16 protein-coding genes are annotated in these 19,211 nt (G+C 63.7%); 8 read left to right on the top strand and 8 right to left on the bottom strand.

Going from position 1 to position 19,211, the window contains the following annotated elements; genetic code table 11:
* Window positions 1-15: 15 nt before the first annotated feature.
* Entirely contained in the window at window positions 16-732 is a 717-nt protein-coding gene (locus MUO32_RS13170; protein WP_257948758.1) for a ParA family protein, read from the top strand.
* Between the two features lie 249 nt (window positions 733-981).
* Complete coding sequence (locus tag MUO32_RS13165; RefSeq protein ID WP_257948757.1) at window positions 982-2,505, top strand: globin-coupled sensor protein; 1,524 nt, start codon at window positions 982-984, stop codon at window positions 2,503-2,505.
* Window positions 2,506-2,643: 138 nt separating this feature from the next.
* Here MUO32_RS13165 and MUO32_RS13160 read toward each other — a convergent pair whose 3' ends face one another.
* Window positions 2,644-4,011, bottom strand: coding sequence for a L,D-transpeptidase (locus MUO32_RS13160; RefSeq protein ID WP_257948756.1), 1,368 nt, complete (start codon window positions 4,009-4,011; stop codon window positions 2,644-2,646).
* A gap of 267 nt (window positions 4,012-4,278) precedes the next feature.
* Between MUO32_RS13160 and MUO32_RS13155 the strand changes: the two genes are divergently transcribed.
* Complete coding sequence (locus MUO32_RS13155; protein ID WP_257948755.1) at window positions 4,279-5,133, top strand: DUF4432 family protein; 855 nt, start codon at window positions 4,279-4,281, stop codon at window positions 5,131-5,133.
* Window positions 5,134-5,207: 74 nt separating this feature from the next.
* Window positions 5,208-5,546, top strand: a complete 339-nt coding sequence (locus MUO32_RS13150; RefSeq protein ID WP_257948754.1) for a TIGR01244 family sulfur transferase — start codon at window positions 5,208-5,210, stop codon at window positions 5,544-5,546.
* Between the two features lie 34 nt (window positions 5,547-5,580).
* On the opposite strand, the gene MUO32_RS13145 is transcribed toward MUO32_RS13150, so the two are convergent.
* From MUO32_RS13145 to MUO32_RS13130, 4 genes are all read right to left on the bottom strand, one after another.
* The gene (locus tag MUO32_RS13145; RefSeq protein WP_257948753.1) at window positions 5,581-7,230 is read right to left on the bottom strand and encodes a thiamine pyrophosphate-binding protein; all 1,650 of its coding nucleotides are present in this window, start codon (window positions 7,228-7,230) and stop codon (window positions 5,581-5,583) included.
* Window positions 7,227-8,423 carry a CaiB/BaiF CoA-transferase family protein gene (locus MUO32_RS13140; RefSeq protein ID WP_257948752.1) on the bottom strand — a complete coding sequence of 399 codons (1,197 nt, stop codon included), beginning with the start codon at window positions 8,421-8,423 and terminating at the stop codon, window positions 7,227-7,229. The genes MUO32_RS13145 and MUO32_RS13140 overlap by 4 nt, the downstream gene beginning before the upstream one ends.
* Before the next feature lie 167 nt (window positions 8,424-8,590).
* Entirely contained in the window at window positions 8,591-9,535 is a 945-nt protein-coding gene (locus MUO32_RS13135; RefSeq protein ID WP_257948751.1) for a DMT family transporter, read from the bottom strand.
* Window positions 9,532-10,488 carry an alpha/beta fold hydrolase gene (locus MUO32_RS13130; protein WP_257948750.1) on the bottom strand — a complete coding sequence of 319 codons (957 nt, stop codon included), beginning with the start codon at window positions 10,486-10,488 and terminating at the stop codon, window positions 9,532-9,534. The genes MUO32_RS13135 and MUO32_RS13130 overlap by 4 nt, the downstream gene beginning before the upstream one ends.
* A gap of 173 nt (window positions 10,489-10,661) precedes the next feature.
* Here MUO32_RS13130 and MUO32_RS13125 point away from each other — a divergent pair, with 173 nt between their 5' ends.
* The 4 genes from MUO32_RS13125 to metF all read left to right on the top strand — a co-directional run bounded on the left by MUO32_RS13125 (window position 10,662) and on the right by metF (window position 15,328).
* Entirely contained in the window at window positions 10,662-11,417 is a 756-nt protein-coding gene (locus MUO32_RS13125; RefSeq protein WP_257948749.1) for a ribonuclease, read from the top strand.
* A 165-nt stretch (window positions 11,418-11,582) separates the two neighbouring features.
* Entirely contained in the window at window positions 11,583-13,232 is a 1,650-nt protein-coding gene (gene ettA / locus MUO32_RS13120) for an energy-dependent translational throttle protein EttA (RefSeq protein ID WP_257948748.1), read from the top strand.
* Window positions 13,233-13,416: 184 nt separating this feature from the next.
* Window positions 13,417-14,418, top strand: coding sequence for a metalloregulator ArsR/SmtB family transcription factor (locus tag MUO32_RS13115; RefSeq protein WP_257948747.1), 1,002 nt, complete (start codon window positions 13,417-13,419; stop codon window positions 14,416-14,418).
* Between the two features lies 1 nt (window position 14,419).
* Window positions 14,420-15,328: a methylenetetrahydrofolate reductase [NAD(P)H] gene (metF, locus tag MUO32_RS13110; protein ID WP_257948746.1), complete on the top strand. Its 909-nt coding sequence runs from the start codon at window positions 14,420-14,422 to the stop codon at window positions 15,326-15,328.
* A 572-nt stretch (window positions 15,329-15,900) separates the two neighbouring features.
* Here the strand turns inward: metF and MUO32_RS13105 are convergent.
* From MUO32_RS13105 to MUO32_RS13095, 3 genes are all read right to left on the bottom strand, one after another.
* Window positions 15,901-16,833 (bottom strand): DMT family transporter, encoded by a 933-nt coding sequence (locus MUO32_RS13105; RefSeq protein ID WP_257948745.1) that lies wholly within the window; start codon window positions 16,831-16,833, stop codon window positions 15,901-15,903.
* Window positions 16,834-16,949: 116 nt separating this feature from the next.
* Window positions 16,950-18,158 (bottom strand): lytic murein transglycosylase, encoded by a 1,209-nt coding sequence (locus MUO32_RS13100; protein WP_257948744.1) that lies wholly within the window; start codon window positions 18,156-18,158, stop codon window positions 16,950-16,952.
* Between the two features lie 171 nt (window positions 18,159-18,329).
* Window positions 18,330-19,109: a glycoside hydrolase family 25 protein gene (locus tag MUO32_RS13095; protein ID WP_257948743.1), complete on the bottom strand. Its 780-nt coding sequence runs from the start codon at window positions 19,107-19,109 to the stop codon at window positions 18,330-18,332.
* Window positions 19,110-19,211: the final 102 nt, after the last annotated feature.

Here is a 19,211-nt window from a genome sequence, read left to right as displayed (position 1 = left end):
TTTACGAGGAAAGACATGCCAGTCATCACATTTGCCAATGCCAAGGGCGGCGCGGGCAAGACCACCGCGGCCCTCATCCTTGCCACCGAACTTGCAAGCCAGGGGTACCGCGTGACCATTCTCGATGCGGATCCGCAGCGCTGGATCAGCCACTGGCACGAGATTTCCGGCCGCCAGCGCAACATCGCCGTCATCTCGGAAGTCTCCATGGCCTCCATCCAGTGCCATATCCGCGAGAACCGCGACACGACCGACTATTTCATCGTCGACCTCGCCGGTGCCCGCGACGCGCTGGTCGCCACGGCCATCGGCCTGTCGGACCATGTGATGATCCCGGTTCAGGGCTGTGCGATGGATGCGCGGGGTGGCGCACAGATCCTGGAACTTCTGAAACAGCTTGACGAGAAGGCTGGCATCCGCATCAACCATTCCGTCGTGCTGACCCGCATGAACGCCATGGTCACGACCCGCGCGATGACGGCGATCAAATCGCTGCTGTCCTCCCGCGGTGTCACCGTGCTCGATACGCCGATCGGCGAGCGCACGGCCTTCCGTGACATCTTCGACTGTGGCGGCACGCTCTATTCGATGGATCCGGCAAAGGTCAGCAACCTCGACAAGGCGCGCGAAAACGCTCGCCTGTTTGCCGAGGAAGTGCTGCGCCTCATGCCGTCACGCAAGCGCGTCGCCACCGAACGCGGTTTCTTCCGCACGATCCAGCGCGCGGCATAAGTATCCTGGAATTGATGAATATCAGAAACGGCTGCGACCAATGGCGCAGCCGTTTTTTTGAATAAAAGCAAGGCTGGTAATGAACAATTTACCACGCCTGACCTAGTGCTATCACATCGGAAAGCTTGTTCCCGGGAAGGCGATCGTCTTCAAAGGACCCATGACGGGTCGCGGGCGTGACGATGCCTAGGGCATCGCCGGCCTGCTGGACAATCGCCGCTTTCTCCTCTTGCCGCCAGGAATTTCAGCATGAAACCAGCTCCCGGGACCGTCACCCAGAACCACGACATCGCGCGCCGTCTGGAGTATCTCGGCCTCGACGAAGCAGCCCTGAAGCGCTTGCGCAGCCTGAAGCCCTTCATCGAGAAGGAGCTCGGCCCGGCGCTCGACAAGTTCTACGGGATCGTGCGCAAGAGCCCGGAGGTCAATCACCTCTTCTCGAACGACGCGCATATCGATCGTGCGAAAAATGCGCAGCTCGGCCATTGGGCAAACATTGCGACAGGCGATTTCACGCGTGACTATGCCGCCAAGGTACAGACGATCGGCCAGGTTCATGCCCGCATCGGGCTGGAGCCGCGCTGGTACATCGGTGGTTATGCGCTGATCGTCGAACACCTGCTGACGGAGGCCGTCAAGTCGCTGTGGCCGAAGCAGGGCCTGTTCGCCCGCCAGGAAATCACGCCGGAAGAGTTCGCCGCGAAATTCTCGAGCCTGCTCAAGGCCATGTTCCTCGATATGGACCTCTCCATCTCCGTCTATGTGGACGCGACGGATGTCGCCAAGCAGCGGGCGGTGCAGGAGCAGGTCGTCTCCGAAGAACGCAAGATCGTCAGCGACAGTTTTGGCGCGGCGCTGAAGCGGATCTCGGACGGCGATCTTACCGCCCGCATTACCGGCACATTGCCGGAAGCCTACGAGACGCTGCGTGAGGACTTCAACCACGCGATTTCGACGCTGTCGCAGGCCATCGGCAGTATCGGCACCGGTGCCGGCTCCATCCATCTCAGCGCGCAGGAAATCGCTGCCGCCTCCGACGATCTTGCCAAGCGCACGGAGCGTCAGGCTGCAAATCTCGAGGAGACGGCGGCGGCCGTGGAGGAGGTGACGACGACCGTGCGCCAGACCGCGCAGAGCGCCAATGAGGCGAACGCCCTCGTTCAGGCTGCGCGCGGCAACGCCGAACGCAGTGGCGAGGTGGTGGAACAGGCGATCACCGCCATGGGTGAGATCCAGGCCTCGTCCTCGGCGATCGCCAACATTATCGAAGTGATCGACGAGATCGCCTTCCAGACCAACCTCCTGGCGCTGAACGCCGGCATCGAGGCTGCGCGGGCCGGCGAGGCGGGTCGCGGTTTTGCGGTCGTCGCCTCGGAAGTGCGCGCACTCGCTCAGCGCTGCGCCGATGCGGCGAAGGACATCCAGAACCTCATCGCCAAGTCGCATGGTCAGGTCGAGGATGGCGTGCGCTCGGTCAACGAGGTTGCCGGTTCGCTGCGTCTCATCGTTTCACAGGTCGTGGAGGTCAGCAGCGTCTTCGACACGATCCGCTCCAGCACCGCCGAACAGGCGACGGGCCTTCTGGCCGTCAACCAGGCGGTCAACGCCATGGATCAGATCACCCAGCAGAACGCCGCCATGGTGGAACAGGCCAACGCAGCCAGCCAGGCGCTGACGCAGGACGCAGCCTCCATCGCCGCTCAGCTCAGCGCCTTCCGCACCGGCGGCACGGCCCAGCCGGCAAGAGGCTCCGGCTACAGCCGAGCGGCCTGAGCGGCGGGAGAATGGACGAAAAAAAGCCGGGCGGATGCCCGGCTTTTTCGTTTCCGCGTGACGTTCCAGATAGGGGCACGGCACAAAGAAAAAGCCGGTCCACTGGACCGGCTTCCTGTCATCTGCTTGCCAAAACCGTCAATCGACGAATTCGACCGTCACGCCGGCGCTCGTCATCTTGGCGAGTTCGGTTGCATCCCAGTTGGTCATGCGGATGCAGCCATGGCTCTGGGTCTTGCCGATCTTTGACGGTTCCGGCGTGCCGTGGATACCGTAGGTCGGCTTGGAAAGTGCGATCCAGACCGTGCCGACCGGGCCATTAGGGCCGGGTTGGAGGGTCAGCACCTTGTTGTTGGTGCCCTGCTGGAAGTTGATCTTCGGATTATAGGTGTAACCGGGATTGAGCGCGATCCGCTCGACGGTGACCAGACCGGAAGGCGAGGGCGTATCGGCCGAGCCGATGCTCGCGGGATAGGCGGCAATCAGCGTGCCGTTTTCGTCATAGGCGAGCACCTGCTTGCGGCCCTTGTCGGCGAGGATCTTCGCCACCTTGCCGGTTTTTGCCGCACCCGTGTCGATGACCTTCACGATCGTGCCGGGGATCGTGAAATTGACGCCCGGATTGATCTCCTTGAGATAGGCCTCGTCCATGTGGAACCTTTCCGCCAGCATCTCGGTGGTCGAGGTGTAGGAGAGGTGCGGCAGCGCGGCCTTCTGCGCGTAGTCTTCCGGGATGGCAGCAACGTACGGGCCGGCGGCATCGGCGGCGCTGATCTCGTAAGTCGTGAAGGCCATGCCGCCGGAAAGGCGCAGGCGCTCCAGAATGTCGTCCGCGTTGTTCGGGTCGAGCGTGTCGCCCGTCGCGTTCTGCCAGGCCTCGATCGCCTTGGTGACGTTCGAGCCCTTCTTGCCGTCGATCACGCCGGGTGAAAAACCCTCGCGGTCGAGGAACACCTGAAGCGCGGTGATCTCGGCCGAGGACATCTTGCCGAGGGCCGTTGCCGGTTCGAATTTCGGGCCGGGCACGAATTCGGCATTGGGGTCGGTCGTCTCGGGCAAGGCGGCGCTGTCGTCGTTGAAGTCGGGCATCTCCTGCGAATTGCCGAAGTCGGCATCGGGCAGCGTCTGGCGCTCGATATCACCCGGCAGCGCCTCGCGCATTTCGGGAACGGAACTGGTGGTCAGGTCATCGCCGAAGTCGGACGAGGGCGCCGGCGGAAAGTAGTCCGGGTCGGTTTCCGGATAGCCGCTGACATCGCGATAGCGGTCACGACGGTAGTCGTTGTTGCGCGCGAAGTAGCGTCCGGCCGGCATGGCGGTCGCGACGACGTTGCCCCAGTTGTCGACGAGAACCGAGTTGCCACGATTATCGCGCGCCCAGCGAACGCTGCCGTCGTTGGGGATATAATCGAGAATATCGCCTTCCGGGGAGACGAGAACCGTCTCGCGGGAGGGCTGTTGTGCGTGCGCAGGCACCAGGGCGATTCCCGTGACGGAAGCTGCCATGAGGAGCGAAATGCTTGTTCTCAAAATAGAATTCACGACTTTTGACCTGCCAGCTTGCACATATCGCGCGGACGGAACACTTCAATTCAGACCTTAATATGGAAAAACTGAATCGATGGTGAACGTAACGTCAATGCCGAATGCAAAAACTTGTGATCGGTTCTTCGCCTCGGCGAAAATTCATGTGCCGACAGAGGGCAAACGGTGGCGCCCGCGAAACGTTCCCACTAGCATGAGTCGATCTCATCGCCTTTGCCGGAGCCCCGGATGACCTTCGCCCTGACCGCCGATACGCAAGACCAGTCCTTCCGTCTCGAACTGACGCCGCAGTCGGCGCTGGATGTCGGCAGCGCGATCTTCCATGGCGTCGATCTGTCACCCGGATCGGCCATTCCTTCTGATGGCGATCCGCGTATCGACAGGGCGCTGCCGGGTTTTCTCTTCACCTGCGGGCCGGATCACATCCGTCACCCGGTGCCGATCGAGGGTGCCACCGACGGCCAGCGCTATCCGCTGCACGGCTCGCTGTCGTCTCATCCGGCGCGCGATATCCTGATCGAGGAGGATGAGGGCCAGATGGTCTGCGAAGGGCATGTCGCTGTTTCGCTCGCGCACGGCGGCACGGCCGAATTGGCGCGCAACTGGCGTGCTGACCGGCGCACCGGCCATATCACGCTGGATGACACCGTTACCAACAGTGGCAAGAAAGCTTGGCCGCCCTTTGCGATGTACCATATCAATTTCGGCACCGGCCTCTTCGACGACAATACCCGGCTGACCGGCGCGATGCTGCCGGACGGCGGCCTGCCGTGGCGTTTCGACGAGGGGGACATGACGATTTTCTGCGTGCCCGCGGCCGAGACGGCCGAACATGGCTGGGCGGAGATCGCCGTCGGGCCGATCGCCTCGCTTGGTGGGCGCAGCATGTTTATCCGCTTCCGCACCGATACCTTGCCCTATCTCCAGGTCTGGCGGAACCAGTCGCCGGGTTGCGCGGTGCTTGGCATCGAGCCGGTCTCGCACCGGCTCGTTTCACGCGAGGCGCTGATCGCCTCGGGGGAGGCGCCGGATTTTTCGACGGGTGAAACCGTCAGCTACGGTCTCTCCTTCGAAGTCCGCTAGATGCCGGACGATTGACGCTCCGTCGGTGCGGGCTTAAACGGTGAGCGCAGCAATTCGGAAAGGACCCGCGCCCCATGGATATCCGTGAGATCAACGACGAATATTCCGTCTCCGGCCAGATTACCGTCGAGGACCTCGATGCGATCGCCGCCATGGGCTTCAAGTCCATCGTCTGCCACCGCCCGGACCATGAGGAAGCGGGCCAGCCGGAATTTTCCGCCATCGCTGCCCGCGCCGGAGAACTCGGCATCGAGACCGCCCATGTGCCGGTTGGTCCGATGGGTGTAACGGTGGAAGCCGTCAACGGCATGATGGATGCGCTTGACGACCTGCCGCGCCCGATGCTCGGCTATTGCCGCTCCGGCATGCGCTCGACGAAGACCTACGAGCAAGCGCAACACCTGCGCGGCTGAAACCGAAAGGGGCGGTTTTCACCGCCCCCTAAAATCACTTCCCGCTACGGATATCCGACAGCGTGCGTGTCGGCGTGATCGCCTCCGGATCGAGCTTCACCTCGATGATGGCGGGTTTGCCGCTGGCGCGGGCGCGCAGGAACGCGGTCGCAAAGTCTTCCGTCTTTTCCACGGTTTCGCCATGCCCGCCATAGGCGACGGCGAGCGCTGCGAAATCGGGATTGGTGAGATCCGTGGCGCTGACGCGGCCGGGATATTCCCGCTCCTGATGCATGCGGATCGTGCCGTAGATGCCGTTGTTGACGACGACGGTGATGATCGGAAGCTTGTAACGCACGGCGGTGGCGAATTCCTGGCCGTGCATCATGAAGCAGCCGTCGCCCGCAAAGCAGATGACCTCGCGCTCCGGGAAGAGCTGCTTGGCGGCAACGGCCGCCGGCAGGCCGTAGCCCATGGAGCCGGAGGTCGGCGCCGCCTGTGTCGCGAAGCGGCGGAAGCGGTGGAAGCGGTGCACCCACGTTGCATAGTTGCCGGCGCCATTGGTGAAGATCGTGTCATCGGCGACGTTCTCTTCGAGCCACGCCATAATCGGCCCCATCTGCACGTCGCCGGGACCGCCCATCGGCGGCGTCGACCACTTCAGGAAGGATTCGTGCATGGCCGCCGTGCGGGCGGCCCAGCGGGGTGCCGCCTTCGGTGAGATACCGTCGAGGGCGGCGACGAAATCCTCCGGCGCCGCGCAGACGGCAAGGTCCGGCCGGTAGACACGGCCGAGTTCGGACGGATCGGGATAGACATGCACCAGCTTCTGCTGCGGGTAGGGCACCTGCAACAGGCTATAGGTGGAAGAGGGCATTTCGGAGTAGCGGCCGCCGAGCAGGACGACGAGGTCCGCCTCGCGGATCTCCTTGCCCAGCGCCGGATTGATGCCGATGCCGGAATCGCCCACGTAGTTGGGGTGCTGGTGATCGAACAGCATCTGCCGGCGGAACGAACAGGCGACCGGTAGCGACCAGCGCTCGGCAAAGTCCGTGAAGGCGGCGACGCTTTCCTCCGACCAGCGCGTGCCGCCGAGAATGATAAGCGGGCGTTCGGCCGCCTCCAGCAGCTTTGCGAATTCAGCAACCTGCTTGGCGCCGGGATGGGCCTCGACCGGCATATGGGCTTTCGCATCGACCGTATCGACTTGGTCCGTCAGCATGTCCTCTGGCAGCGCCAGCACGACGGGGCCGGGACGGCCGGATGTCGCGACGGCGAAGGCGCGGGTGACGAACTCCGGAATGCGGCGCGCGTCGTCGATCTCCGCCACCCATTTGGCGACCTCGGTGAAGGCGCGGCGGTACTCCACTTCCTGGAAGGCCTCGCGCTCGCGCGCATCGCGCTGCACCTGGCCGATGAACAGGATCATCGGAATGGAATCCTGCCGTGCGATGTGCAGGCCTGCCGAAGCGTTGGTGGCGCCAGGGCCGCGCGTGACCATGCAGATGCCGGGTTCGCCGGTCAGCCGGCCCCAGCAATCCGCCATCATCGCCGCGCCGCCTTCCTGGCGGCAGACGAGCACGTCGACATCCGTGTCGTGCAGCGCATCGAGCACGGCGAGGTAGCTTTCGCCCGGCACGCAGGCGACGCGTTTGACGCCATTGGCAACGAGGGCGTCGACGATCAGCTGGCCACCGGTCTTCATGCTTTTTTCTTTCCTGCTTCGAGCGTTTCGAGTTCTGCCATCACGGCGTCGGTGTGTTCTCCGAGCCGCGGGCTCGGACGATCGTAGACGAGCGGCGTGCCGGAGAAAACAATCGGCGTGCGCACGCCGGGAATGAGATTGCCCTCGGCATCCGGCAGATCGACGCGCATGCCGCGCGCCTTCACCTGCGGGTCGTCGAAGGTCTCGGCAATCGAGTTGATCGGCCCGGCCGGTACGCCCTCGCGCTCGCAGGCATCGAGCAATTCGGCCTTGGAGAGCCCGGCCGTCGCCTCTGTGACGAGGCGGCGGACCTCGACGCGGTTGGCGACGCGGGCCCGATTGGTGGCGAAGCGCTCGTCGTCTGGCACACCGTCGAGTTTCAGGAGACCGCACAGCTTGCGGAACTGTCCGTCATTGCCGACGGCGAGGATGATGTGGCCATCGGACGCCGGCACCACCTCGTAGGGCGAGATATTCGGGTGGGCATTGCCGAGCCGCGTCGGTGCCTTGCCGGAGGCGAGGAAATTCATGTTCTGGTTCGCCATGACGGCGGATTGCACGTCGAGCAGCGCCATATCGACATGCTGCCCCTCGCCGGTCTTCATGACGTGGATGAGCGCTGCCTGGATGGCGGTGACGGCATAGATGCCGGTGAAGATATCGGCGATGGCGACGCCAGCCTTCATCGGCTCGCCATCCGGCGCGCCGGTCACCGACATGAAGCCGGACATGCCCTGCACGATATAGTCATAGCCGGCACGGGCGGCATAGGGCCCGTCCTGGCCGAATCCGGTGATCGAGCAATAGATCAGTTTGGGGTGTTTCTTTGCGAGGCTCTGGTAGTCGAGCCCGTATTTTGTGAGCCCGCCGACCTTGAAGTTCTCGATGACGATGTCGGCCGTGGCGATGAGGCGGTGGACGGTCTCGCGGCCTTCCTCCGTCTTCAGGTCGACGCTGATGGAGCGCTTGCCGCGGTTGGTGGAGTGGTAGTAGGCGGCGGACAGGTTTTCGTCGTCCTTGCCCATGACGAAGGGCGGCCCCCAGGCGCGCGTATCGTCGCCGCCGTCGGGGTTCTCGATCTTGATGACATCGGCGCCGAGATCGGCCAGCATCTGCCCGGCCCAGGGGCCGGCCAGAACGCGCGCCAGCTCGATGACCCTGATGCCGGAAAGCGGCAGGTTCGACTTCTCCATCGTGTACTCCTCCTGGATGGCCGCGCACATGGCAAGCCGCCGGGCTTTTCGCCCGTTTTCCCTTGGATAACAAAAAGCCGCCGGGCACGATAGCCGAAGGCCGGGAGGACATCATGACGCCTGAGACTGACATGATGCCCGCCAGGACGAGCGCCGACCGGCCTTCGTCAGATAGGTGCCGAAACGGGCGGCGTCGCGCCTGTCTTGTTGAGCTTGCGTTCGCGCCAGATGACGTAGAGGCCCGATGCGATGATGATGGCGATGCCGAGCCATTTGAGCGCATCCGGCAGATCGCCGAACACCCACCAGCCGAGGATCGTCGCCGAAACGATTTCGAGATACTGCAGCGGCGCCAAAGTGGAGGCGGGCGCCGAGCGATAGGCGTAGACGCCGAGCACGCCCGCAATGGTGGCGGCGACGGCCGCGCCCGCGATATAGAACGTGTGCTGCATATCCGGCACGACGGGCGTCAGGAAGGAGATGCCCGCGCGGCTGCCCACGAGAAGCAGCAGGCCGGCAATCACCGCACCCCAGAACCCGGCATAGAACTGCATGGACCACGGATCCTCCTTCTGCGCGACGAGACGCGTCAGGAGGAAGAAGAGGGCGAGCGAAAAGGCGGCGACCACCGGCAGCAACGCAATCAGCCCCACCTCCTGCAGGCTCGGCTGGATGACGAGCAGCGAGCCGAAGAAGCCGACGCCGCAGGCCGTGTAGCGCCGCCAGCCGATGGTTTCCCTGAGGAAGATCGCGCTCAGGATGGTCAGGATGATCGGCTCGACGAAGAAGATGGCGATGGCGTCGGCGACTTCCATCACGGCAAGCGGCGTGACGAAACTGATCATCGTGATCGCCATCAGCAGGCCGCGCGCCCCGTGCAGCCCCATCCTCCGCCAGGTCACATCGAATAGCGTGCCGCGATAGAGACAGATCGGCGCGAGGACCGTCATCTGGAAGAGCAGGCGCACGAAAGTGATCTCGGTCGCCGGAACGGCCGTCACCGCGAGCTTGGCGAAAATATCGATGATCGGCGAGATAAGCACCGACAGGACCATGAGGAGGAGGCCGAGGCCGATCTCCTGGCGCGCCGGCGTGATATGCGGTGTGGTCATGCGTGTTCCCGAACCGGCTTTTGCGCAGTGACCCGCCGGCACCAGCCGGCAAAGGCTTCGATGGCAGGATCGCGCAGCGCCGGGCTTTCATTCAGTGTTTCGTGGCGCATGCCGCGATAGACTGTTGTCGTGACGTCCTCAAGCCGCGATTTTTTCAGTCGCTCGGCAAAGGCGAGCGTCGCCCGGCCGCCATCGGTGGCCGGATCCTCCGCGCCGCCGACAAGGTTGATCGGCAGGTCTTTCGGAAGCTTCGCAAGGCTTTCCGCCGACGCGTCGGCAAAGGTGACGGCGAAAATGTCGATCCACATGGAAACATTGATGTCGAAGCCGCAGAGCGGATCGGCGATATAGGCATCCACCTGCGCGGTTTCGTGCGAAAGCCAGTCGAACGCCGTGCGTCTGCCGGCGATCGCTTTACCCCAGGCGGCGAAGGTGAGGCGGGGCAGGATGTCGCTCGGTACGTCCGAGCCCTTCAGCATGCGCTCGCCCGCCAGCACGACCTGCGCGATGCGCCCGGCAAAACCGGGTTCGAGATTGGAGTTCCAGACGGCGAGCGCGTCGATATCCGCCGGATGCGCCTCGGCGAAGGCAAGCGCCAGCAACCCGCCCATGGAGTGACCGAAGAGCACGACCGGCAGGTTCGGGTGCCGCCCGACCGCGTGGTCGCGCACCGCCCGCATATCCGCGATGACATAGGAAATACCACTGCGCGGGGCGAACTGGCCACGTGCCGCATCCGGTGTGGTGGTGAAGCCATGGCCGCGATGATCGTGGGCGTAGACGTGAAAACCATCGTCCGCCATGCGGGCCGCAAAGGTGGCGTAGCGCGCGCTGTGTTCGGCAAGGCCGTGGCTCAGAAGCAGGATGCCGCGCGCCTCGCCACGCGCCGCCTCGTATCGCAGCGCAAGCCGCGCTCCGCTTGCGCTTTTCAGCGTCTCGGCCTCTGAAAACACGGCATTTCCTCCCATTTCCGACAGGTCAACGCGATTTGCCCTGCAAAGACAACGGGATGCGGCGTGTATTTTTACAATGCCTCGCGCTTTTCGCGATTTTTCCGATTCATGGTTGCAATTTTGGGATTTTTAGTTGTAAATGATCTTGTTTTGTTCTCATTCGGGAGCCGGTCATGATGACGAATGCTGCCTTGCCGTTCAAAGCCGTCTTTTCCTTCGTTGCCCTATGTCTCGCCTGGTTTGTTGCCCCGCTTCCTGCCGTCGCGCAGTCGGCGCCGGCAACCGACGTCATGCGCGAAGTGCTGTCCGTCAGCTGGCAGCCCGGCTATTGTGCAGCGCGGCCGAAGAGCCGCGGCTGCGCCGATTTCGCGGCGACGTCGGCCGCCGCGAAGCAATTCTCGCTGTTGAGCCGTTTTCAGGCGAAAAAGAGCTATTGCGGCATCGACGCCGCTCTTAAGCAGAAGGCGCGCAAGGGCAAATGGACGGACCTGCCGGGTATCGTGCTGGCGTCCGGCACCAAGGATCGCCTGCTGGTCGCCATGCCCGCCGCAAAGCTCGGGCTCGACCGGCAGCAGTGGCTGAGAAGCGGCAGTTGCGTCGCCACGTCGGCGGAAGCCTATTACAGCCGCTCGCTCGACCTGCTCGACCAGTTGAACGCTTCGCCGCTGCCTGCTCTTTTTGCCGGCAAGGCCGGGGCCGTGATCACATTGACGGAAGTGCGTGCCGCCTTCGACAAGGCCTTCGGCCCCGGTGCCGGCGAGCGCGTGCGCCTCGGCTGCCGCAAGGGAGCCGACGGCAAGCCCATCGTCATCGGCCTCACCATCGGCCTCGCGACGGGCGATGGAAAGCTCGAGACGCTGATCGATGGCTCCTCACCGACCAAGTCGCGCTGCACCGAGGGCGCGACGGGCATCGCCAAGGCGGGCTAGCAGGGCCTGACGGGGATGCCGGGCATGTTCGATGAGGTGTGCGGTTCGCCGGCTGGGGAGGCGATTCCGTGCCATTCGCCTGTGCGCCGCGGCTTTCACAGATTGCCGCGGGCGGAGAATTACCCTACATAGCGGGCAAATTTATCCGATCCGGAGCGCGTTTGCATGGCACGTCAGTTCATCTACCACATGTCGGGGCTCAACAAGGCCTACGGCGCCAAGAAAATCCTCGAGAACGTCAACCTGTCGTTCTATCCCGATGCCAAGATCGGTATCCTCGGCCCGAACGGTGCCGGTAAGTCGACGGTGCTGCGCATCATCGCCGGTCAGGACACGGAATTTACCGGTGAAGCCTGGCTCGCCGAGGGCGCGACCGTCGGCTACCTGGAGCAGGAACCGCACCTGGATCCGACCAAGACCGCGTTCGAGAACGTCATGGTCGGCGTTGCCGACAAGACCGCCATCATCGACCGCTACAACGAGCTGATGATGAACTATTCCGACGAGACGGCGGATGAAGGGGCCAAGCTCCAGGACATCATCGACAGCCAGAACCTTTGGGATCTGGAGCAGCAGGTCGAGATGGCGATGGAAGCGTTGCGCTGCCCGCCGAAGGAGTCCGACGTCACGCTGCTGTCGGGTGGTGAACGCCGCCGCATCGCGCTCTGCCGCCTGCTCCTGTCGCAGCCGGATCTGCTGCTGCTCGACGAACCGACCAACCACCTCGACGCCGAAACCATCGCCTGGCTGGAAAAGCACCTGCGCGACTATCCCGGCGCCGTGATGATGATCACCCATGATCGCTACTTCCTCGACAACGTGACGGGCTGGATCCTCGAACTCGACCGCGGCCGCGGCATTCCCTACGAAGGTAATTACTCCGCCTATCTGCAGGCCAAGGCCAAGCGCATGAAGCAGGAAAGCCGCGAGGAAGCCGGTCGCCAGAAGGCGCTGTCGCGCGAACAGGAATGGATCGCGTCCAGCCCGAAGGCGCGTCAGGCCAAGTCCAAGGCCCGTATCAAGGCCTATGAACAGCTGGTCGATGCGGCCGAAAACATCCGGCCCGGCGATGCGCAGATCATCATCCCGGTTTCCGAGCGTCTCGGCAACGTGGTCATCGAACTGGAAGGCATCAAGAAGGGCTTTGAGGGCCGCACGCTGATCAACGATCTGTCGATCAAGCTGCCGCCGGGCGGCATCGTCGGCATCATCGGCCCGAACGGTGCCGGCAAGTCGACGCTGTTCAAGATGATCACCGGCCAGGAGCAGCCGGACGCGGGGTCGATCCGCATCGGCGATACCGTGCATCTCGGTTACGTCGACCAGAGCCGCGATGCGCTCGACGGCAACAAGACCGTCTGGGAGGAAATCTCCGGCGGCGCCGAAGTCATCAAGCTCGGCAAGTTCGACATGAACTCGCGCGCCTATTGCGGCGCCTTCAACTTCAAGGGTGGCGACCAGCAGCAGAAGGTCGGCAATCTCTCGGGCGGCCAGCGCAACCGCGTGCACCTTGCCAAGATGCTGAAGGCCGGCGGCAACGTGCTGCTGCTCGACGAACCGACCAACGACCTCGATACGGAAACGCTGGGTGCGCTGGAAAGCGCGCTGGAAAACTTTGCCGGCTGCGCGATCATCATCAGCCACGATCGCATGTTCCTCGACCGTCTCGCGACGCATATCCTGGCCTTTGAAGGCGATGGCCATGTCGAATGGTTCGAAGGCAACTTCGAGGATTACGAGGAGGACAAGGTCCGCCGCCTCGGCCCCGATGCCCTCAACCCCGGCAGCCAGTCCTACAAGCGCCTGACGCGCTGATCGTCGAGCGGCTGAAACCCAGCCGTTGCCGAAACGGAAGCGATTGTTCGCTCTCTTTGAAAAACCCCGGTTCGCCGGGGTTTTTCTTTGGGCCCGTTGATGGAAAGATCGGCGGCGCGGATTTTGCCTTGCGCGACGTGAATTAATCACATAAACATATCTTTATGTCTTGATTGGGAAGATCATGGGCGACAAACTCGGACTGGACGACATCGTGGAGATCTTGAAGGCGGCGGGCGAGCCGACGCGCCTTCGCCTGCTCGCGCTGCTGTCGCATGGCGACCTGACGGTGACGGACCTGACCGATATTCTCGGCCAGTCCCAGCCGCGCATCTCGCGCCATCTGAAGCTGCTCGCCGAAGCGGCGCTCGTCGATCGCTACCAGGAAGGGGCCTGGGCCTTCTTCCGCCTCAGCCAGGGCGGCGCGGCGGTTACGCTTGTGCGCCAGCTTCTGGATGCATCCGACCCGGCCGATGCTGTCTTTGCCCGCGACGACGAGCGGCTGCGGGCCCTGAAGAAGATCCGTTCCGACAAGGCGCAGGCCTATTTCAGCCGCAACGCGGCCGAATGGGACGCCGTGCGGCGCCTCCATGTCAGCGAGGCGGAAGTGGAAGCCAAGCTTGCCGCGATGATCGGCACCGAGCCGGTCGACGGGTTCCTCGACCTCGGCACCGGCACGGGCCGCATCCTCCAGCTCTTTGAAGGCTTGTACCGCCGCGGCGTCGGTGTCGATGCCAGCCGCGACATGCTGGCGGTGGCGCGCGCCAATCTCGACCGCGCCGGCATCACCAAGGCGTCGATCCGCCACGGCGATATCTTCAACCTGCCGCTGGAGCGCGATGAATTCGACGTCGTGACGATCCACCAGGTGCTGCACTTCCTCGACGAGCCGGAAGCGGCGGTGGGGGAGGCGGCGCGCATGCTGGCGCCCGGCGGCCGTCTTGCCATCATCGACCTCGCCCCGCATGCGCTTGAACACCTGCGCGACGAGCACGCCCATATTCGCCTCGGTTTCTCGCATCAGACCATGTCCGAATGGCTGGAAAAGGCGGGCCTTTCCGTCGAGGAGGTCGTCGACCTCAAGCCCGTGCCTTCGGCCGCCGACGCGCTCACCGTTACCATCTGGCTCGCCCGCGATACTCGCGAACAGGCGGCCGACCCCGTTGCCATCCGCAGGAGGAGTTGACATGACCCAGGCGACCGCCATCCCAGCCCGCAAGGACATCCGCCTGTCTTTCGAGTTCTTTCCGCCGAAATCCGCGGAAGCCGAAGGACAGCTTTGGGAGACGGCTGCCGCGCTTTCGGCCTATGATCCGGGCTTCATGTCGGTCACCTATGGCGCCGGTGGCTCCACCAAGGAGCCGACGCTGGCAACGGTCCGTCATCTCCTCAAGATGGGCCTGCCGGCCGCCTCGCATCTCACCTGCGTCGGCGCCACGAAGGAAGAGGTCCATGCCGTCGTCGCCGACTTCCAGGCTGTCGGCGTCAAGCACTTCGTCGCGTTGCGTGGCGATCCGCCGGGCGGTGTGGGCACACCCTATCAGCCGCATCCCGGCGGCTATGCCAATGCGGCCGAACTGACGGCAGGCCTGCGCGGCCTTGCCGATTTCGAGATCTCCGTCTCGGCCTATCCGGAAAAGCACCCGCAGAGCCCTGATGTCGCCGCCGATGTCGATATGCTCAAGCGCAAGGTGGACGCGGGCGCGACCCGTGCGCTGACGCAGTTCTTCTTCGAGAACGACGATTTCGAGCGTTATCTCGAGCGCGTGCGCAAGGCGGGCATCACCATCCCGGTGGTGCCGGGCATCCTGCCGGTGCATAACCTCTCGCAGGTCCAGAAATTCGCCGGCCTCTGTGGCGCCAGCGTACCGGGATGGCTGGCGGACCGCCTCGGCCCGTTCGACGACCGGCCGCAGGAGCGTGCCGCCGTCGCCATCGAGCTTGCGACGCGGCAGGTGAGCGATCTGATCGCCCGCGGCATTTCGGAGTTCCATTTCTACACGATGAACCGCGCCGCGATGGTGTCGGCCGTGTGCGACGGCGTCGGTTTCGCGCGGAACGATCGCCAGCGTCGTGTAACGGGTGCCGCGGCGTAACGCCCAGGCTTCCGAATGCAGACGCCTTCCAAATGAAAATGCCATCCAAACGAAAATGCATGGCGCCGTTTCCGGGGCCATGCATTTTTTAATAGGTACGGCAGGGTTTGTTGGTTTTGTTCCCCGGCCTCTCTGACTGCGCTTTGGTCGCCTACATAAAAATCATGGTGGCGACGAAGAGGAACGCTGCACTGATCATCAGAACATTCAAGGAATGTGTGAGTCCCATGGCTGACCTCCTTGCGTTTACCGGTCGATACTACGACCGAAAAAAGCGTGTTGGAAAGGCGTTTTGTTGCTGCATTGCAACATCCGGGCGTCGCCCAGCAGTTATTCACAGCGCTAAATCGCTGAATTTTCTGCGCTATTGTGCTTGCCGCAAAAAATTCACAATCCTTACCAGATGACGTGTGCCGACATTGTTCATTTACCATACTGGTGCAGGTCGGCTCCGCAACCGCGGCAGTTTAACGAAACGATCAGGATGATTTTTTGTTCCCCCGCTCGTGAGTCGTTGAAGCCATTCTCGCGTTTCCTGACAGATCAGCGCGGGTGTTTTTGCGGGGCTCGCTCTAGCCCCGTCGCAGGCGTGCGACGGGGCGTCCGTCCAGCACCACGAGGCCGAAGAGAACCAGTGCCATCCCCAGAATGCCGAGCGGCGTCAGCGTTTCGCCGAGGAAGAGCATGCCGGCGAGAATGGCGCTTGGCGGCACGAGCAGCGTGACGAGCGACGTGTTGGTGGCGCCGGCGGCAGCCATGATGCGGAAGAACAGGATGTAGCCGTAGGCGGTGGAGAGGAGCGCGAGCGCGAGCACGGCAAGGATTGCCGGCAGAGGGGGCATCGCGAGTTGCCAGGGTGTATCGAGCGCGAAGGAGACCGGCAGCATGAGGAGCGTGGAGGCCGTCAGCTGGCCGGCGGCGATGACCGGCGGGGCGGTGCCGCGGAAACGTTTGCCGTAGGTCGCGGCGAACCCGTAGGAGACGGCGGCGAGCACGGGGAGAAGGACGGCCCAGAGCGGCGGGCCGCTGTCGCCGGTAAAGGGGGCGAGTGCCCGTGGGCCGATCAGTACGGCCGTGCCGACGAGGCCGATAAGGCAGCCGGCGATCTTTTGGGAGGAGAGCTTTTCGTCCGACGTCAGCTGGTTGGCGATGAGCACGGTGAAGATCGGCGTCGTCGCGTTGAGGATGGAGGCGAGGCCTGCGCCGATCTGCGTCTGGCCGAGGAAGATCAGCATATGCGGCACGGCATTGTTGATGAGGCCGAGCAGCAGGAACTCCCGCCAGCGGGCGCGCAGCGTCTCATAGATCCCGAAGCGGCCGGCGATGTAGATATGGAGGGCAAGGGCCGCGATGCCGACCCGCAGCAGCACGAGCGTCGCCGGCGGCACATGGCCGACGGCGACGCGGGCGAAGAAGAACGAGCCGCCCCAGATCATGCCGAGCAGCGCCAGCAGACCCCAGGTCTGCGCGTTCATACGGGCCGGTGCCGTCACCGAATTGTCCATCTTTCCCCTCCCAATCCATGCACCAACGAGAAGAGCGGCCGCCGGTCCGACCGTGCTGCCGCTCTCAGTCTGTCAGGTGTCATAGCACCGGGGCGGGCAACCGCCACCCGATTTCGTCAAAGGGCGGAAAGCAGGCCTTGCGTTGCCCAGCCGTCGGCGGGAAGGCCAAGCCGCTGCTGCTCCTTCTGAATGGCCGCGCGTGTGCCGGAACCCAGAATGCCGTCGATCTTGCCGACATCGTGGCCGAGACCCTGCAGCCTGGTCTGCAACTGTTTCATGGCCTCTTCAGAGAGGCCCTCTTCCGGAGTGCCACGCTCATAGGGCGGAGCGCCGGCAAGGCGGGTCGCGAAATAGGCGGCCGAGGTCGTGTAGATGAACGACTGGTTCCATTCGAGATAGATGTTGAAGTTCGGATAGGTCATGAAGGCCGGGCCATTGCGACCCTGCGGCAGAACCACCGAGGCTTCGAGATTGCCGAAAGTGGTGTCGCCATCGCGCGGCGTGACGCCCAGCGCAAACCAGTCGGCGGCCTTCATGCCAGACTGCAGGCCGGTCTTTTCGAAGGGCAGGGTGTCGGGAACCGAGACTTCCTGGATCCAGGGCTGTCCCTTGGTGAAGCCGAGGCTCTGGATGAACTTTGCGGCCGTCAGGATCGCATCCGGCGAACTCCGCTTGACGTCGATGTGGCCATCGCCGTCGCCATCCACGCCATAGGCGATGATGTCGCGCGGCAGCATCTGCACCTGGCCGATTTCACCGGCCCAGGCGCCCGTCGTACCGTTCGGGTCGAGATCGCCGTGCCCGACCATCTCGATGGCCGCGAGAAGCTGCGGGCGAAAGATTTCCGGACGGCGGCAGTCGTGTGCGAGCGTCACGAGGGCGTTGCGGGTGATGAAATCGCCCTGCACGGCGCCGAAGTCGGTTTCCATGGCCCAGAAGGCGGCGATGACAGGGCCGGGCACGCCGAACTCCTGCTCGGCGCGGCCGAAGACGCCGGAAAGCTCCTTCAGCTTCTTGCGGCCGATATCGAGGCGGGCCTGGCTGACCGTGCGCTTGGAGAATTCAAGGAAGGTCTGGCGGAAGACGCCCTGTGCGCGGTCACGCGACAAGACCTTCGGGTCGAGAGCCGCACCGGCGAGCGCGCGGTCGGCAACCTCGGCGGAAACGCCGAGCGTCTGGGCCTCAGCCTTCACGCCCTGAAGGAATGCGTCGAGATCGCCACCGCAGGCCGGTGCCGTCGCGGTCGCCGTCTGGGCGTGCGCGGCGCCGGCGAAAAGAAGGGCCGTCAGGCCAGCTGCAAGTGTCGTCTTCAGGTTCAGCCGCATCTCAATACTCCCTAAGGGTCCGTTGCCCTGCTGTCTTCGATGGTGCCCGTCGTCGCAAGCTCTGTCCGGCGGGCTCTGGTTGCCCGGCTGTCTCAAATGAATGTGACGGAAGCAAGAAGAAAAGGGCAACCGCAGCGGGCGGTCGCCCTTTTCACGCAATTGTTTACGGACCTAGCGGGAGACCGAGGCGACCCACGTGTTCCAGTTCTTGGCGGAGCCAGCAAAGACGTTGATGTCCGTGTTCGTCGAAATGCCCGGCACAACGCCCGTCGAGGTATATTGCCAGAAGGCCCATTTGCGCGCCGAATAGATGTTTTCCGGATGGTTCGCCACCGAGCGCAGCCAGAAATGATAGCCTTCGAAATGGCCGACGAGATTGTCGCGGTGGAAATCGACCGTGGTGTAGATGATCGGCCGTTTGCCGTAGTGCTTTTCGAGGCGGTCCATGAAGCGCTGCAGCGCGGTGCGCACCTCGTCCGCCGGCGGGCGGGTCGTGCAGGTGGGCGAGTCCGGGTTCCATTCGGCGTCCAGAACGGGGGGAAGCTGCACGGCCTCCTTCGGCACATTGGCGATGAACCAGTCGGCCTGGGCATCCGCCGTCGAGCAGAAATAATAGAAATGATAGGGCGCATGGGCCAAGCCGGCGGCGCGCGCGCCGCGCCAGTATTCGCCAAAGCGGGCGTCGATGCGGTCCGTGCCCTCGGTCGCCTTCAGGAAGGCGAAGGAGACGCCGCCGCTCTTCACCGAAGGCCAGTCGATATCGCCGTTCCACTTGGAGACGTCGATGCCGTGCACCTGATGGCGATGCGGCGTGCGTGCGCCGAAATCCTGCGGATCCTTGTCTTCGAAGCGGGGCGGAACCGATGCCGTCGACACGAGGTCGTAATCGGTGGTGGAGCACGATGTGGCGAGGAGGGCGAGAGGCAGCAAAGCCAGAATGAGCCGACGCATGGAGGTCCCGTGGTTCGCGCGATTACCGATCCTGCCTCGAACGAAGCGGGCCGTAAAGGGGAGCGCGCGAGACAGGTCCTCGACCTATCGCGGATTTTCGTA

This window comes from Shinella sp. CPCC 101442 (assembly GCF_024704725.1).
Lineage (GTDB): Bacteria > Pseudomonadota > Alphaproteobacteria > Rhizobiales > Rhizobiaceae > Shinella.
This window is presented reverse-complemented; position numbering and strand designations above follow the sequence as displayed.